We start from the raw sequence: 15,805 nt of genomic DNA, 5'->3' as shown, positions 1-15,805 counted from the left end.
GAGGCCGGGTGTCGGTCGAGGTTCTGGAAAGGCGCCGGGTGGCTCGGCCGTCGTGGATCGCACTGTCGGTGTTCCTCGTGTTCGCGGCGAGCAATGCCCCGGCTCCGCTGTATGTGGTCTGGCAGCGCGAGATGGGTTTTCCACCCAGCACGGTCAGCCTGATCTTCGTCAGTTACATAGTCGGGTCGGTCGTGGCGCTGGTGTTCGGTGGCCGCGCTTCGGACCGATTCGGACGTCGGGCCGTCCTGCTGCCCGCCCTGGGTCTCGCGATCGTGGCCTGCCTCGTGTTCGCGACGGCCCGCACGCCCCTGTGGCTGGAGGCGGGGCGGTTCTTCATCGGCCTCGCATCCGGGGCGTTCGGCGCGGCGGGGTCGGCGGCGATCGCCGACGCGTTCGGCCCCGGCCGCGGAGCGCGTGCCGCGCTGTACGCGAGCGCGGCACCCGTCGCCGGGTCGGCCGTGGGGCCGCTGCTTTCCGGGGTGCTGGCCGACGTCGCGCCGGCGCCCACACGGCTGGTCTTCCTGGTGCTGATCGTTCCGCTGGCGGCGGCCGCGATACCGCTGACCGCCGTCGGCGGTCGACCGGCCGGGGTGGGCGGTCGCTGGGTGCAGCTGCCGAGCATCCCGCGCGAGATCGCGGGAACCGTGCTGCTGTCCATGGCTGTGGCCGGCAGCCCCTTCGCGCTGGCGGGGCTGTTCATCTCCCTCGGCCCGGCGTTGATCGCCGACCTGCTCGGCAACGACACGCGAACCCTGGCCGGCGCGGTGTCGTTCGTGGTCTTCGGGGCCGGGGCCGGGGCGCAGTTCCTCGTCCGCCGGATGAGCATCTACCGGGTCGCGGTGGTCGGGCTCTCGGTTTCCGCGCTGGCCGCGGTGCTCATCGCCGTCGCCGTCGGCGCCGCCTCGGTGCCCGTCATCGTCGTGGCCGCGATCGCGGCAGGCCTGGGTCAGAGCCTGGCACAGCTCGCCGGGCTCACCCTCGCGCGCGGGTATGCGCCGGAGGGGCGGACCGCCGAAGTGGTGTCCATGGTGTGGCTCGCCGGATACGCCACCGTCGGGTCGGGGATCCTCGGGCTGGGATTCCTGGCGGACGGAATCGGCTTGCGCCCGGCGACTTACGCCTTCTGCGGGTTCTTCCTGGCCTGCGTCTGCGGTGCCGGAGTCGCGGTGGTGCGTCGCCGGCCGGTCGTCGAGGCACTCGGAGCGGACACCCATTGACACCCGACAATCAATGAATATGATTATGACCTAAATCACGCGGTCATCGAATCGGAGGAGTGCGCAGTGACCTACACCATCACCGAGCCCTGTGTCGACGTCCTCGACAAGGCGTGCATCGAGGAGTGTCCGGTGGACTGCATCTACGAGGGCGGCCGGATGATGTACATCAACCCGGAGGAATGCGTCGACTGCGGCGCCTGCGAACCCGTCTGCCCCGTGGAGGCGATCTTCTTCGAGGACGACGTCCCCGAGGATCGCGCCGGGTACACGCAGATCAACGCCGACTTCTTCGCCGAGATCGGCTCACCGGGCGGCGCTTCCAAGATCGGAAAGACCGACTACGACCCACCGCTCGTGAAGAGTCTGCCCGTACGGGCATGATCGCGGTCCGGGCTCCGCGACCCGGCCGGGGACCGGTGCTCCTGGGCGCCGCGGTGGCGGCCGCATTCACGTTCGCCGTCGTCGGGTCCAACATTCCGGGCCCGATCCTGCCGTTGTACGAGGACCATCTGGGCCTGTCCCCGTTCGTGCTGGCCGCCCTGTTCGTGACGTACTTCGTCGCCCTGGTGTCGATGTTCCTGGTCGTGAGCAGGAGCGCGCTCGGACGGTTCGCGTGGGCCGTCCTGCCGGGTGCGCTCGTCGTCGGGGTCCTCGGCGACGTCGCCCTGTGGTCCGGCGCCGACACCGTCTGGCTGCTCTTCGTCGGCCGTGCCCTGACCGGAACGTGTGTCGGGCTCGCCACCGGATCCGCCGCCACGCTCGCCGTGGCGGCGCGCGGCGACGCGGGCCGCACCCTGGCGGCGACCGGCGCGATCGCGGGCTCGTTCCTCGGCCTGATCGCCGCGGCCACCGTCGCCCAATTGCTGCCGGAGCCCACCGTTCTCATCTATCGGCTGCACGCCGTCTCCCTCGTGCTCTCGGGACTGCTGCTCGCCGCCGCGCTGTGGGGGAACAGGCGCCGGCTCTCCGCGCTCCGGCACGCCGAGCCCCCACGCCCGGCGGGGCCCGTTCCGGCCGGCGCGGGCGCCGCGTTCGACCGGAACAGGTTGCCCGCCTACGGATTGGGTGCGGCCGGGTGGACGGTCGGCGGCATCGCCGTCGGCGTGCTGCCGTCGGCGTTGCGCGACGGGATCGGGTCCGAGCTGCTGGTGGTCGGCGTCCTCGCCGCCATCATCCTGCTCGTCACGGCCTGGTTGGGCCCCTACCTCGCCCGGGCCGCAGGCCGTTCCCCGGGGCCCCAGCTGTGTCTGCTCCTGCTCGCCGGTGGTGGCGTGTTCGTCGCCGCCGGCCTCGTCGCCCGCACGCTGTGGCCGGTACTGGCCGGCAGCTTCCTGTGGGGCATCGGGCAGGGCTTCGCATACGCGCAGGGCCTCATCCTGCTCACCGCCGGCATGACGCCGGTGGAGCAGGGGAGGAGCACGTCGCTGTACGCGTGTTCGTCGTACGGCTTCGCGGCGGTGATGATCCTGGTGGCCGGCGCCTTCTCGTCGGCGTGGGGATACTCCTACGGATCCGCCGGTGCGGTAACGATTTTTGTCCTCTTCTGTGTGGCCGTCGCGGGGGCGGGCCGGGGTCGGTGGACGCCGGCCGTCGCCGTGGACCCCGTACGCGTCCCCGCCCGCAAATAATTCCTGCGCATATCCGGATCGGCCTCTGGACATTTCGTCGGCGTGGCTCTACTGTGACGGGCATCACGACTAATGATGCATATCATTCGACCGGAAGGTGCACACATGTCTCGAGTCGACCGGAAAGTCCGGCGTCGTCTGCTCGGAGCCGCGAGCGCGTTCGGCGTCCTGTTCACGGCCGCCTGCGGCTCCGGCGGAAACGGCACCGTCGCCGACGGTGACCTGCCGGCCGAGATCAAGGTCGTCTCCGTGACCGACCAGACCGGCACCACGGCGTACGTCGGCAACAGCCAGCTCAAGGGCATCGAACTCGCGATCCAGGAGATCAACGAGCAGAATTACCTGGGTGACTCGAAGATCGTTCTGCAGAAGCGTGATTCGGCGAGCGATACGCAGACCGCGGTCAGCCAGGCCACCGAGACGCTGACCGACAAGAGTGTCAGCGCCCTGCTCGGACCGGTGCTCAGCGCCCATGCCGTCGCGATCGCCCCGCTCGTGGAACGGGCCGGGCTGCCGACGATCTTCACCCAGTCCGGCAGCGAGGGCGTCGTCATCGGCGACTACACCTACCGCGCGACGGCTCCGATGGAGACCTACTTCGTCAAGGCGCTCGAGCGGCTGCAGCAGCAGGGTGTGAAGACCGTGAGCGTGCTCTACAACGCGGGCAACGTCACCCTCGCCGGACTCGGTGAGAAGACCATCCCCGAGGGCCAGGAGAAGTACGGCTACCGGATCCTGTCGAGCACCTCCGTCCAGGCCACCACGCAGGACTTCGGCACCACCGCAACGAAGATCGCCGGTGAGAAGCCCGACGCGGTCATCGTCCTGCTCGTCGGCGCCGGCAACTCCACGGCCATGTCGCAGCTGCGCCAGGCCGGCTACACCGGCACCGTGGTGGGCAACCCCGCCGCCGGCGCGGGCAACCTCGCACCCGCCGGTGCCGCGGGCGCGGGCATGTACTGGGCCACCGACTTCAGCTTCCACCAGAAGGACGAGTCCTCGCAGCAGTTCGTCGAGGCGTACCGCGCCGAGTACAACGGGGAGAATCCGCTCAACTACGCGGCCGAGGGCTACGACGCGACCTGGATGCTCGCCCACGCTGCCAAGAACGCCGGCGGTGCGTCCCGCGACGACCTGCAGCGCGGCCTCGAGCAGGTCGTGGCCGAGGGCTTCGACGGCGCGCTCGGCCCGGTGCGCTTCGAAGGCAACGACATGCGCGTCAACGGCGTGCTCGTGGAATGGAACGGCACGGAAGAAGTGCTGATCGACGACCAGGAATCGGCGAAGTAGTGCGGATCGCTCCGCACCTGTGCACCAAGGAGTTCGACGAATGACCGGAAGAACATCGCACCGCCGCCGGGGAATCCCGGCCGGAGGAAGGCAGGCGTCATGTCACAGCTGGTGATCGACGCGCTCGTGCTCGGCTCCATCTACCTGCTCTTCTGCCTGGGAATGAGCATCTCCTGGGGAACGATCGACATCCTCAACTTCGCCCACGGCGGGATCTTCATGTTCTCCGCGTTCGTGGCCTCCCAGATCGTGTCCAACGTCGGTCTCGGGCTCGTCACGGTCTGCCTGATCTCCGTCGTGGTCGGGGCGGCGCTCTCGGCGGCCATCGACGTCTTCGCGTTCCAGCCGATCCTGCGACGGGCCAAGAACCAGCGGACCGCCGAACTGCAGATCCTCATCGGCGGCATCGGAATCGGCACCATCCCGGTCGCCGTCGTGCAGTTCCGCACGCTGAGCGAGCCGTTCGGTTTCGTGGGCAGCTCGTACGAGACGTCGGTCTACACCGTCGGCGACCTGCGACTGACGAGCACGGGCCTGATCGTGCTCGGCTGCGCGCTGATCCTCACGCTGGCGATCTCCTTCTGGCTCAAGAACACCAGCCACGGGCTCGCCCTGCGGGCCATCGGCGTGGACTCGGAGACCGCCGAACTGATGGGCGTCAAGCGGCGCCAGCTGTCGCTGCTGACGATGGCGGTGTCGGGCGGCCTCGCCGGCCTCGCCGGTGCCCTGCTCACCTACAACCTCGGCGCCATCACCGCCGAGAGCGGTGAGACCCTCCTCATCAAGGCGTTCGCCATCATCATCCTCGGCGGCGTGGGCAGCACCGGCGGCGCCGCGCTCGGTGCGATGGTGCTCGCGTTCTCCGAGGTCCTGGTGCTCCGCTACACCGGCGGCGGCTGGGTCGACGCCGTCGGCTTCGGCCTCATCCTCGTGGTTTTGCTGCTGCGGCCGCAGGGCATCTTCGGAAGGAAGGAGGTGCGACGGGTATGAGCGACTTCTACTTCTCCAACATCGTCCTCATCCAGAGCACGTTCACGGTGCTGCTGCTCGCCCTGAGCATCCAGATCCAGTTCCGGATGGGAGTGTTCTCCTTCGCCGGCGCCGCCTTCTACGGCATGGGCAGCTACGGCGCCGCAATCTTCGTGCTGCACTACGGATTCGACGCAATCTCCGCGACCGCCGCCATCGTCGTGATCTGCGCGGTCATCGGATACCTGCTCTCGCTGATCCTGCAGCGCCTCGCCGGCCTGTACCTGGCCATGGCCACCGTCGCGTTCGTCATGATCGTCACCGTCGTCGCCCACAACGGCGGCGAGCTCACCGGCGGCTCGGTCGGCCTGTTCGGCGTTCTCACCACCCCGGAGATCTCCGTCCCGCACCTGGCCGTCGTCTGTGCCGCCGTCGTCGCGGCGATGATCCTCAGCGAGCGCGGCCGCATGGGCCGGCGCATCGAGGCGGTCCGCGAAGACCCGGAACTCGCCTCGGCCATGGGCATCAACGTCGCCCGCTACCGCCGGATGTCCTTCGTGATCAGCGGTGTGCTCGGCGCGCTCGGAGGCGCCCTGAACATCCTGATGATGACGGCCATCGCCCCGGAGAACATCGGCTTCCCGTTGATCGTGCTCGCGCTGACGATCATCATCGTCGGTGGCTCCCGGTCCTGGCTCGGTGTGCTCATCGGCGCCCTCATCTTCACGTGGCTTCCGGTGATGCTGGAGCAGGTGGGCACCTACCAGAGCATCGTCTACGGCATCATCGTCGCCATCGCCGCGATCTTCATGCCCGGCGGCATCACCGGCGTCGTCACCGACCTGTACCGTCGCCGCCTCGCCCGTCGCGACAGCGCGGCCCTCGAGGACGCGGCTGCCGCGGAACGTCTCGCCGACGCGGCCGACGACGAGGCCGCCGCAGAACTCGGCGCCGAACTCGCGGGCACCGGTGCCCACTCCGCCTCGACAGGAGAAACGCGATGACCACCGAAGTCGCTCCCCAGGAGGGCGTTCCCGGCCGGGTTCCGGATCAGGTGCTACGCATCGAGGATCTCGCGGTCCACTTCGGCGGCATCAAGGCCGTCGACGGCATCACCCTGGGCCTCGAGCGCGGCCTGATCTCCGGCATCCTCGGACCCAACGGGTCGGGCAAGAGCACCCTGCTCGGCGCCGTCACCCGGCTCACGCCCCTGACCCGCGGATCGATGCACTTCGAGGGGCGGGACTTCTCCGGCGTCCAACCCGAGCAGGTGGCGCGGCTCGGCATCGGGCGCACCTTCCAGACCGTCCGTCTCCTCGACGATCTCACCGTGCACGAGAACGTCGAACTCGGGCACGACCTGATCGCGGGACCGCGACGGTGGTGGCGACGGGTCGACAGCACCGAACGCGACGCCGCCGAGGCGGCCGTGCGCACCGCCCTCGAGCGCACCGGGCTCGACGGCAAGGAGAAGCTGCGCCCCGGCCAGCTCTCGTACGGCCTGCAGCGCCGGGTGGAGATCGCCCGCGCCATCGTGATGTCCCCGAAGCTGCTGCTGCTCGACGAACCCACCGCCGGCATGAACCGCTTCGAACGCGAGGAGATCGGCGGGCTGATGTCCGACCTGCGCTTGGAAGGACTCACCCAGCTGATCGTCGAACACGACGTGCAGATGATGGTGGACGTCTGCGATCACCTCTTCGCCATGAACTCCGGACAGCTCATCGCCTCCGGTTCCCCCGCCGACGTGGTGCGTGATCCGGCGGTGCGCGAGGCCTATCTCGGAAAGCAGGACAACGATGATCGAGATTCGTGATCTGCACGTCGATTACGGCAAGGTCAGTGCCGTGCGCGGGGTGTCCGTCACCGCGCGGCCGGGCCGGGTGACGCTCGTCCTCGGCGCCAACGGCGCCGGCAAGACCACCACCCTCCGCACCGTCGCGGGGCTGACCACGCCCAGTTCCGGGGACGTGCTTCTGGACGGCGAGTCGATCAAGGGATGGCCCGCCCACAAGATCCTCAAGCGTGGCATCTCGCTGGTTCCCGAGGGCCGCAAGGTGTTCGGCTCGCTCACCGTCCACGAGAACCTCAAGATCGGGGGCCTGGTGGCGTCGAAGAAGGCCCGCGAGGAATCGATGCGGACCGTGTTCGAGATGTTCCCCATCCTCGAGGAGCGGCAGTCCGGCCCCGCCGGCCTGCTCAGCGGCGGCGAGCAGCAGATGCTCGCCTTCGGCCGCAGCCTCATGTCGCAGCCCGGGTACATCCTCATGGACGAGCCGTCGATGGGTCTGGCCCCCGCCGTGGTCGACCGGGTCATGGCCAGCGTGCGCAGCATCGCCGACCGTGGCATCGGCGTCCTCATGGTCGAACAGAACGCCGAGGCCGGCATGAAGATCGCGGACGACGTCGTCGTCGTCAACCGCGGCGAATCCGTGTACTCCGGACCGGTCGACGAGGCGCGAAACCACTCGTCCGTGGTGCTGGCCTTCCTCGGTGAAGCCGCGCTCACCGGAACCGACAACTGAACCGAGAACGGAAGAGAATGAAGAACAAGCGCATTGCCGTCGCCGCGTTGGCCTGTGTCGCCGGGCTCGCCCTGACCACCGCGTGCGGCTCGGGCGGCGGCGGAACCGTGGGGTCCGGCGAGATGCCCGGCGAGATCAAGATCGTGTCCGTGACCGACAAGACCGGTCTGACCGCCTTCGGTGGCCTGCCCCAGTTCCGGGGTATCGAGCTCGCCGTCGAACAGGTCAACAGCAGTGGGTTCCTCGGTGAGTCGAAGCTCGTGCTCGAGAGCCGCGATGCGGCCAGCGACACGCAGACCGCTGTGAGTCAGGCGACCGAAGCGACCGCGGACCGGTCGGTCAGCGCCCTGCTCGGCGGCATCTCCAGTGCCCAGGCGATCGCGATCTCGCCGCTCGTCGACCGGGCGAAGCTGCCGACCGTCTACACGCAGTCCGCCAGCGACGGTGTGCTCGGCGGCGACTACACCTTCCGGGCGACCCCGCCGCAGACCACGCACATCGGCACCTCCCTGGCTCATCTCGAGGACCTCGGCGTCGAGCGGGTCAGCGTGTTGTTCAACGCGGCCAACCCGGCCCTCGCGGAGATGGCGGAGAAGAACCTTCCCGAGGGGCAGGCCGAGCACGGCTACCAGATCGTCTCGACCACGTCCGTGCAGAACACCACCCAGGACTTCGCGTCCTCGGCGACGAAGATCGCCGGGGATCGGCCCGACGCCGTGGCGATGCTCCTCACCGGCGCCCAGAACGCCACGGCCATGCGGCAGTTGCGCCAGGCCGGATACACGGGACCGGTGCTCGGCCAGACCGGTGCAGGCGCGAAGAACCTCGTCCCGGCGGGGGCTGACGGCGCCGGCATGTTCTGGACCGCCAACTTCACACTCGACCAGCCGGCGGCGTCGTCCCAGGAGTTCGTCGCGGCGTATCGGGCGAAGTACAACGAGGACCCGCTGAACTACGCGGCCGAGGGATACGACGCCGCGTGGCTGCTGGCGCGCGCGATCAAGGCCTCCGGCGGTGCGTCCCGCGAGGACATCCAGCGTGGTCTCGAGCAGGTCACCGCCGAAGGATTCGACGGTGCACAGGGCGAGATCACGTTCGAGGGTCACGACATGCGTACCCCGGGCGTGCTCGTCGAATGGGACGGCAGCCGTGAGGTGGTCGTCGCCAAGCCGTCGGCCTGATTCATCCTGTGGCCGAATGTCACATCGCTTCGATCTGGGCTGACTCAGGTGGTCCATGCGACACGCTCCCTGACCAGGGGAGATGTCAGTGGGTCGAGCAGCACGAGAGGCGAAGAAGGCTAGGTTCTTCGCCATGCGCATGACGAAGGTGTCGATCGCCAAGGCCGCAGCCGCGGTCGGTGTCAGCCGACAAACCGGCTACCGGTGGGAGGACGAGGCCAACGGCACCGTCCGCCGTGCCCCGCACTGGGAGCACGGCGGACGGTCGTTGTCCCTGGGCGAGCGGGAGCTTGTCGCCCTCGGACTCGCCCGCAACGAGTCGGTCCAGACGATCGCCGCGCACCTGGGCCGGCACCGGTCGGTGATCTACCGGGAGATCGAACGCAACAGCAACCGCGACGGTAGCTACCGCGCCGTGTCGGCCCACGCGCGGGCCTGGACCCGAGCACTGCGACCGAAAGTCGCCAAGCTGATGGCCGCACCCGAGTTGCGCGCGTATGTCGTCGCCAGGCTGAAGCTGCGCTGGTCCCCGCAGCAGATCTCGGCCAGGCTGGTGGTCGACTTCCCCGACCGAGCGGAGATGCGGGTGTCCCACGAAACCATCTACCAGGCCGTGTATGTGCAACTGAAAGGCGAACTGCGAAAAGAGCTTTCGGAGTATCTGCGGCGCCGGCACACCCGTCGGGTGCCGCAGGGGCGAGTGCCGAGCAGTGCCCGCCATATTCCCGACAAGATCCTCATCTCCCAGCGGCCCGCCGAGGTCGAGGACCGGGCGGTGCCCGGGCACTGGGAGGGAGATCTGATCATGGGGGCGCGCAACCGCTCGGCGATCGGCACCCTGGTCGAGCGCACCACCCGGTACGTGGTGTTGCTGCACCTGCCGAAGGTCCGCGACGTGTCCGGCGTCCGCGATGCGATGATCGCCGCGATGCGGTCGTTGCCGGAGGTGATGCAGCGGTCGGTGACCTGGGATCAGGGCCACGAGATGCGTGCTCATGCCCAGATCACCATGGCCACCGACGTCGCTGTCTACTTCTGCGATCCGCACTCGCCGTGGCAGCGCGGCACCAACGAGAACACCAACGGTCTGCTCCGGCAGTACTTCCCCAAGGGCACCGACCTGTCGGTGTACACGCCCGAGGACCTGCAGCAGGTCCAGGACGAGATCAACGGCCGCCCCCGGCAGACGCTACGCTGGCGCACGCCAACCGAAGCGTTCACCGAGCTTGTCGCATCGGCCGCCTGAAACCGCCCTGATCGAAGCGGTGTGACATTCGGTCCTTCGGCACACGAATGCGAGCGGGGCCCGGGAATTCCTCCCGGGCCCCGCTCGTCGTACCGCTGGGTCAGCGTCCCTGCCAGACGGGTTCGCGCTTCTCCTTGAACGCCAGCGCGCCTTCCTTCGCGTCGGCGGAGGAACGCACCGGCTCGTAGATCTCGCGCATGCGCTCGAACTCCTCCTCGTTGGACCAGTCCCGGGCCTGCGCGATGATCTGCTTGGTGGCGCGCAGTGCGAGCGGGCCGTTCTTCGCGATGGTCTTCGCCAGGGCGATCGCCTCGGTCAGCGCCTGCCCCTCGGGCACGAGGCGGTTGAGCAGCTTCGCCTCGTACGCGGTCTGCGCCGAGAAGTACTCACCGGTGAGGCACCATTCGACGGCGAGCTGGTGCGGGACGCGGCGTGGCAGCCGCAGGAGTCCGCCGCCACCGGCCAGCAGGCCGCGCTTGACCTCGGGCAGGCCGAAGACGGCTGTCTCGGAGGCGACGATGAGGTCGCAGGCGAGCACGATCTCGAACCCGCCGGCCACGGCGTGTCCCTCGACCGCCGCGACGAGCGGCTTGGCGGGGGACTTCTCGGTGATGCCCGCGAAGCCGCGACCCTCGACGGAGGGGCGTTCGCCGGCGAGGAAGGCCTTCAGATCCATCCCGGTGCAGAAAGTCTTGCCGGCGCCGGTGATCACGCCGGCGACGAGATCGTCGCGGGCGTCGAGTTCGTCGAGGGCGGCGGCGACGGCGACGGCGGTCTCGGTGTTGATCGCGTTACGCACCTCGGGCCGGTTGATCGTGATGATCTGCACGCCGTCGGACTGTTCGACGTGTACGGGGGTGTCCATGGCTGTCTCCTAGCGGGGCTGCATGCGGATCGCGCCGTCGATACGGATCGTCTCGCCGTTGATCATCGCGTTGTCCACGATCGACAGGGCGAGCTTCGCGTACTCGTCGGGCTGCCCGAGGCGGGCGGGGTGCGGGGTCTGGGCGGCGAGTCCGTCGCGGATCTCCTGCGAGAACCGGGACAGGATCGGTGTGTCGAAGGTGCCCGGCGCGATGCTGTTGACGCGCACGAGCTTCCGGGCCAGATCACGGGCGGCGACGAGGGTCATGCCGACGACACCGGCCTTGGCGGAGGCGTAGGGGATCTGGCCGATCTGGCCCTCCCACGCCGCGACCGACGCGGTGAGGACGATGACGCCGCGTTCGCCGTCGACGGGCTCGTTGTTCACCATGCGCGCGGCCGACAGGCGCAGCACGTTGAACGATCCGATCAGGTTGATCCGGATCAGGTTCTCGTACATGTCCAGCGAACCGGGGGTGCCGTCCTTCTCGACGACGCGGACGGTGCCACCGCGGCCGGCGCAGTGCACGACGGCCCGGAGCGGAGCGCGTTCCTCGGCCGCGTCGAGCGCGCGGTTCACCGCCTCGGGATCGGTGACGTCGGCCGGGGCGAACACGGCGAGCTCGCCGAGTTCCTTGGCGACGACCTCCCCGTCGGAGGTGGGCAGGTCGAGGATCACCGTCGGCACGCCGAGGCCGACGAAGCGCTTGACGGTGGCCAGGCCGAGGCCGGAGGCCCCGCCGGTCACTACCGCCGATCCCTGGGTGATGTCCATGATTTCTCCTGAGTCGGAAGTGGGTTTCTACAGTCGTTCCACGACGGTCGCGTTGGCCATTCCGCCGGCTTCGCACATGGTCTGCAGGCCGTAGCGCCCGCCGGTGCGTTCGAGGTGGTGGAGCAGTGTGGTCATCAGCCGGGCACCGGACGCGCCCAGCGGGTGTCCGAGGGCGACGGCGCCGCCGAGCGGGTTCAGGACGTCGTCGGACGCGCCGATCTCGCGCTGCCAGGCGAGGGGAACGGCGGCGAATGCCTCGTTGACCTCGAAGGCGGCGATGTCCCGGACGGACAGGCCGGCCCGGGCGAGGACCTTTTCGGTGGCGGGGATGGGGCCGGTGAGCATGAGGGTGGGATCGTCGCCCACGACGGCCGAGGCCACGATCGCGGCGCGCGGGCGCAGGCCGAGCGCGGCCGCCTTCTCCTCGGACATGATCAGCAGGGCGGCCGCGCCGTCGGAGATCTGCGAGGAGTTGCCCGCGGTGACCTTCCAGTCCAGCTCGGGGAAACGCTCGCGCCACGTGTCGGTGTCGAAGGCCGCGGGCAGACCGGCGAGCCTGCCGGCGGTGGTGCCCTCGCGGATGGTCTCGTCGGAGGTCACCACGCCGTCGGGGGTGGTGACGGGAACGATCTCGCCGTCGAACCAGCCCGCGGCGCGCGCGTGTGCCGCGCGTTCGTGCGAGCGGGCCGAGTACTCGTCCAGCTCGGCCCGGCTCAGTGCCCACTTCTGCGCGACGAGCTCCGCGGCGATGCCCTGCGGGACGAGATCGGGGAAGCGCTCGCGCACGGCGGGCCCGTGCGGGTCCTTGCCCATGGCCGCCGATCCCATCGGGACCCGGCTCATCGACTCGACGCCGCCGGCGACGACGATGTCGTACGCGCCGGCGGTGATGCCCTGGACCGCGAAGTCGACGGCCTGCTGGCCGGAGCCGCACTTGCGTTCGATGGTCACGGAGGGCACGTGCGTGGGAAATCCGGCCGCGAGCAGGGCCTGCCGCCCGGGGGTGGCGGACTGTTCGCCGGACTGGTTGACGCAGCCGATGAGGACGTCGTCGATCAGGCCGGGATCGAGGTCGTTGCGGGCGACGAGCCCGGCCAGGACCTGGGCGAGCAGATCGCTGGGGTGCACCCCGGCCAGCGCTCCCTGCGCTCTGCCCCGTCCGGTGGGGGATCGGACGGCGTCGACGATGACAGCGCGGGTCATGGGCGTTCCTCCAGTCGGGAAATCAATTCATGATGATGGTTACTATAAACCATTCTCCGACCGATCGTATGGCCCGCGTCACATCGGTAGGGCCCTCATCGGTAGGTCGACCAGGTCGGCAGGGATTCGGGGAAGTCGGCGCGCCGGTGCGGGGTGCCCGGCCACTGGATGCGCTCCGTCGTGCACAGGCCCGCATTCATCCGCTCGAACGGCACGGCGTACATGAACCGCAGGTCCCGTCGCCGGAACAGCCAGCGGCCGTCCACGCGGGCGTACTCGTCGGAGTATCGGTACGCCGCCATCATCAACGTCCCGTCGAGCGCCAGTTCTGCTCGGCCCGTGAGCAATCCGCGTGCGCGGTCCCCGTCGACGGAGATCTGGTCGCTCTGCGGCGAGTGCAGGGTCAGGCTGTAGCGGTCCATGGCGGCGACGTAGAACTCGCGGATCTCCTCGCGCCCGCGGGCGATGGAGCCGGCGCGCTCGAACTCGCCGTCCTCGGTGAACAGCGAGAGCAGGGTCTCGAGGTCGTGGTCGTCGACGGCGATGGCGTAGGCCGCGACGAGGTCCTGGATGCGCGCACGGTCCTCGAGCCGGGTGAGGCGCCGGACCAGATCCTCCAGCGCCCTCGGGGACGAGTCGAGTGTCGTCATGTGACCTCCATAGAAACTGATAACGATTGTGATGTATTGCACAATAGGCGGTGGAGGCGCGGGAAGGACAGGGCGGCGCCGGCGAGGCCGCGAATTCCGCAGGTGACGACCCTTCCGGGCCTGGGTGGCGACCATCGACCAAAGAAGCGATTGCCTCTTAATCATTATCATGGTTAGTATGTGAGTCATCGAACTGAGTGACCTTGACCACATCCGGTGGGCACTTTAGGTTAATGATGAACACAGAAAGGTGGGGACATGGCGACATCGCACGTCGACGACGAGCTCCGGGACATCCGTGCGGCCGCGGCGACCGTAGCCCGGGAGCGCTACGCACCGAAGGCTGCGCAGTGGGATCTCGAACGCACCGCGTTCCCGCACGACGAGCGTCGCTTCCTCGGCGAGCTGGGCTATCTCGGCATCTCGCTGCCGGAGGAGTACGGAGGGTCCGGCGCCCCGCTGTCCCACGCCCTGGCGGTGATCGAGGAGTTCGCGAAGGTGTGCCGGCCGGCGGCCTTCCAGATCTTCGAATCCAACACCGGCCCGGCCCAGGCCATCGCCCGCCTGGGCACGGAACACCAGAAGAAGACGTTCCTGCCGCAGATCGTCGCCGGCGAGAAGACCATGGCCGTCGCGATCTCCGAGCCCGACGCCGGCTCCGCCGCCACCGACATGACCACCAAGGCCGTGCGCACCGACAAGGGTGTCGTCGTCAACGGCATGAAGCGGTGGATTTCCAACGGCAGCGAGGCCGACGTCTACCTCACCTACTGCCGCATGGGCGATGCCCCCGGCGCCAAGGGCATCGGAGCCGTCCTCGTCGAGGCCGACCGGCCCGGCATCAGCTACGGCGCACGCGAGAAGCTCATGGGCTTCCGGGGCATTCCGTCGGCCGACATCTTCTACGACGACGTGGTCGTTCCGGAGGAGAACATCGTCGCCGAGGCCGGCGGCTTCAGGAAGCTGTTCGGCGCGTTCACCATCGAGCGCCTGGGCAACACGACCATGAGCCTGGCCATCGGGCAGGAGGCGCTCGACCGCACCGTCACCTACGTGCAGGAACGCCACCAGTTCGGCAAGCCGCTCGTCGAGTTCCAGTCCGTCCAGATGACCCTGGCCGACATGGTCCTGCAGGTCGAGGCCGCTCGGCTGCTCCGCGATCGCGCCGTCGCGAACATCACCGACGGCCTGCCCGATCCGCTCGAGGTCTCCCTCGCCAAGTGCACCGCCAACGAGATGGCCAAGCGCGTCACCGACATGGCGATCCAGCTGCACGGCGGCAACGGGTACACCGAGGAGTTCGGAATCGAACGGCTGCACCGCGATTCGCACGGATGGGCGCTGGCGGGCGGCACGCCGACCATGCAGCGCACCCGGATCGTCTCCGAGCTCCTGGGCCGCACGTTCGATCAGCGCGCCTGACATTGCACATCAACGAAGAACTTCTCGAGAACGAGGTGAACGAAATGCTGGGTCGTTACGAGGGACGTATTGCCGCGATCATCGGCGGTGGTTCGGGAATGGGCCGCGCGATCAGCCATCGCATCGCCCAGGAGGGCGGCCACGTGTACGTCGCCGACCTGTCCGAGGACGGTGCGGTCACCGTCGCCGAGGAGATCCGGGCCGAGGGCGGTCAGGCCACTCCGATGCGGGTGGACGCGACGAACAACGACGATCTTCGCTCGCTCTTCGGCAAGATCGACGCCGACCACGGCGTCCTCCATGCGCTGCACGCGCAGGTCGGCATGCCCGGCCCGGGCGGCCTCGAGGTCGGCGACGCCGACTGGGAGAAGAACATCGCGGTCAACGTCAAGAGCGCCTACTACTCCACCACCCTCGGCTTCGACCTGCTGAAGAAGGCGGAGGGCAAGGGCTCGGTCACCCTCACGTCGTCGACGTCCGCGCTGATCGGTTCGCCGTTCAGCCCGATCTACTCGATGACCAAGGGCTCGCTCGTCCCGTTCGCCCGCTCCCTCGCGCTCGTCGGCGCCAAGGACGGTATCCGGGTCAACGTCATCTGCCCCGGCCAGGTCGTCACGCCGATGCTCTCGCAGTTCTTCGGGCGCGAGCCCGGCGCCGACGTCTCGGCCCTGACCAAGGACTTCGTCGCCACCATCCCGCTCGGCCGGGGTGCTCAGCCCGAGGAGATCGCGTCGGTGATCGCCTTCCTCAACAGCGACGATGCCAGCTACATCACCGGCGTGACCATTCCGGTCGACGGCGGACTCACCGCTCAGTAACGACCACTTCGACC

General features: G+C 68.8%; 16 protein-coding genes. 12 read left to right on the top strand and 4 right to left on the bottom strand.

Going from position 1 to position 15,805, the window contains the following annotated elements; genetic code table 11:
* Positions 1–8 precede the first annotated feature (8 nt).
* The 10 genes from KZJ41_RS26495 to KZJ41_RS26450 all read left to right on the top strand — a co-directional run bounded on the left by KZJ41_RS26495 (position 9) and on the right by KZJ41_RS26450 (position 10,059).
* On the top strand, positions 9–1,217 hold the full coding sequence (locus KZJ41_RS26495) for an MFS transporter (protein WP_230304360.1): 1,209 nt from the start codon (positions 9–11) through the stop codon (positions 1,215–1,217).
* 66 nt (positions 1,218–1,283) lie between these two features.
* Positions 1,284–1,601: a ferredoxin gene (gene fdxA, locus KZJ41_RS26490; RefSeq protein ID WP_029546568.1), complete on the top strand. Its 318-nt coding sequence runs from the start codon at positions 1,284–1,286 to the stop codon at positions 1,599–1,601.
* Entirely contained in the window at positions 1,598–2,848 is a 1,251-nt protein-coding gene (locus KZJ41_RS26485) for an MFS transporter (RefSeq protein ID WP_044476231.1), read from the top strand. Before fdxA ends, KZJ41_RS26485 begins: the two co-directional genes overlap by 4 nt.
* Before the next feature lie 105 nt (positions 2,849–2,953).
* The gene (locus KZJ41_RS26480; RefSeq protein WP_029546566.1) at positions 2,954–4,138 is read left to right on the top strand and encodes an ABC transporter substrate-binding protein; all 1,185 of its coding nucleotides are present in this window, start codon (positions 2,954–2,956) and stop codon (positions 4,136–4,138) included.
* A 99-nt stretch (positions 4,139–4,237) separates the two neighbouring features.
* Complete coding sequence (locus KZJ41_RS26475) at positions 4,238–5,128, top strand: branched-chain amino acid ABC transporter permease (protein WP_006941660.1); 891 nt, start codon at positions 4,238–4,240, stop codon at positions 5,126–5,128.
* A complete protein-coding gene (locus tag KZJ41_RS26470) occupies positions 5,125–6,111 on the top strand; it encodes a branched-chain amino acid ABC transporter permease (RefSeq protein WP_006941659.1) in 987 nt (328 codons plus the stop codon). The genes KZJ41_RS26475 and KZJ41_RS26470 overlap by 4 nt, the downstream gene beginning before the upstream one ends.
* Positions 6,108–6,923: an ABC transporter ATP-binding protein gene (locus tag KZJ41_RS26465; protein ID WP_006941657.1), complete on the top strand. Its 816-nt coding sequence runs from the start codon at positions 6,108–6,110 to the stop codon at positions 6,921–6,923. The genes KZJ41_RS26470 and KZJ41_RS26465 overlap by 4 nt, the downstream gene beginning before the upstream one ends.
* Positions 6,907–7,632, top strand: coding sequence for an ABC transporter ATP-binding protein (locus KZJ41_RS26460; protein ID WP_006941656.1), 726 nt, complete (start codon positions 6,907–6,909; stop codon positions 7,630–7,632). Before KZJ41_RS26465 ends, KZJ41_RS26460 begins: the two co-directional genes overlap by 17 nt.
* A gap of 17 nt (positions 7,633–7,649) precedes the next feature.
* The gene (locus KZJ41_RS26455) at positions 7,650–8,813 is read left to right on the top strand and encodes an ABC transporter substrate-binding protein (protein WP_006941654.1); all 1,164 of its coding nucleotides are present in this window, start codon (positions 7,650–7,652) and stop codon (positions 8,811–8,813) included.
* Between the two features lie 82 nt (positions 8,814–8,895).
* Positions 8,896–10,059 (top strand): IS30 family transposase, encoded by a 1,164-nt coding sequence (locus KZJ41_RS26450; protein WP_338020941.1) that lies wholly within the window; start codon positions 8,896–8,898, stop codon positions 10,057–10,059.
* Between the two features lie 100 nt (positions 10,060–10,159).
* Here KZJ41_RS26450 and KZJ41_RS26445 read toward each other — a convergent pair whose 3' ends face one another.
* The 4 genes from KZJ41_RS26445 to KZJ41_RS26430 form a co-directional block, all read right to left on the bottom strand.
* Complete coding sequence (locus KZJ41_RS26445) at positions 10,160–10,924, bottom strand: crotonase/enoyl-CoA hydratase family protein (RefSeq protein ID WP_006941653.1); 765 nt, start codon at positions 10,922–10,924, stop codon at positions 10,160–10,162.
* Between the two features lie 9 nt (positions 10,925–10,933).
* Positions 10,934–11,698 carry an SDR family NAD(P)-dependent oxidoreductase gene (locus KZJ41_RS26440; protein WP_251549892.1) on the bottom strand — a complete coding sequence of 255 codons (765 nt, stop codon included), beginning with the start codon at positions 11,696–11,698 and terminating at the stop codon, positions 10,934–10,936.
* Positions 11,699–11,725: 27 nt separating this feature from the next.
* Positions 11,726–12,901 carry a thiolase family protein gene (locus tag KZJ41_RS26435; RefSeq protein ID WP_050036072.1) on the bottom strand — a complete coding sequence of 392 codons (1,176 nt, stop codon included), beginning with the start codon at positions 12,899–12,901 and terminating at the stop codon, positions 11,726–11,728.
* Between the two features lie 95 nt (positions 12,902–12,996).
* Positions 12,997–13,551 (bottom strand): nuclear transport factor 2 family protein, encoded by a 555-nt coding sequence (locus KZJ41_RS26430; RefSeq protein ID WP_168580274.1) that lies wholly within the window; start codon positions 13,549–13,551, stop codon positions 12,997–12,999.
* A gap of 258 nt (positions 13,552–13,809) precedes the next feature.
* Here KZJ41_RS26430 and KZJ41_RS26425 point away from each other — a divergent pair, with 258 nt between their 5' ends.
* Positions 13,810–14,973, top strand: coding sequence for an acyl-CoA dehydrogenase family protein (locus KZJ41_RS26425; protein ID WP_029546558.1), 1,164 nt, complete (start codon positions 13,810–13,812; stop codon positions 14,971–14,973).
* Between the two features lie 44 nt (positions 14,974–15,017).
* Positions 15,018–15,791 carry an SDR family NAD(P)-dependent oxidoreductase gene (locus KZJ41_RS26420; protein ID WP_196813340.1) on the top strand — a complete coding sequence of 258 codons (774 nt, stop codon included), beginning with the start codon at positions 15,018–15,020 and terminating at the stop codon, positions 15,789–15,791.
* The last annotated feature ends 14 nt before the right edge of the window (positions 15,792–15,805 follow it).

The sequence above is a fragment of the Rhodococcus sp. 11-3 genome (genome assembly GCF_023704055.1).
Lineage (GTDB): Bacteria > Actinomycetota > Actinomycetes > Mycobacteriales > Mycobacteriaceae > Rhodococcus > Rhodococcus aetherivorans.
This window is presented reverse-complemented; position numbering and strand designations above follow the sequence as displayed.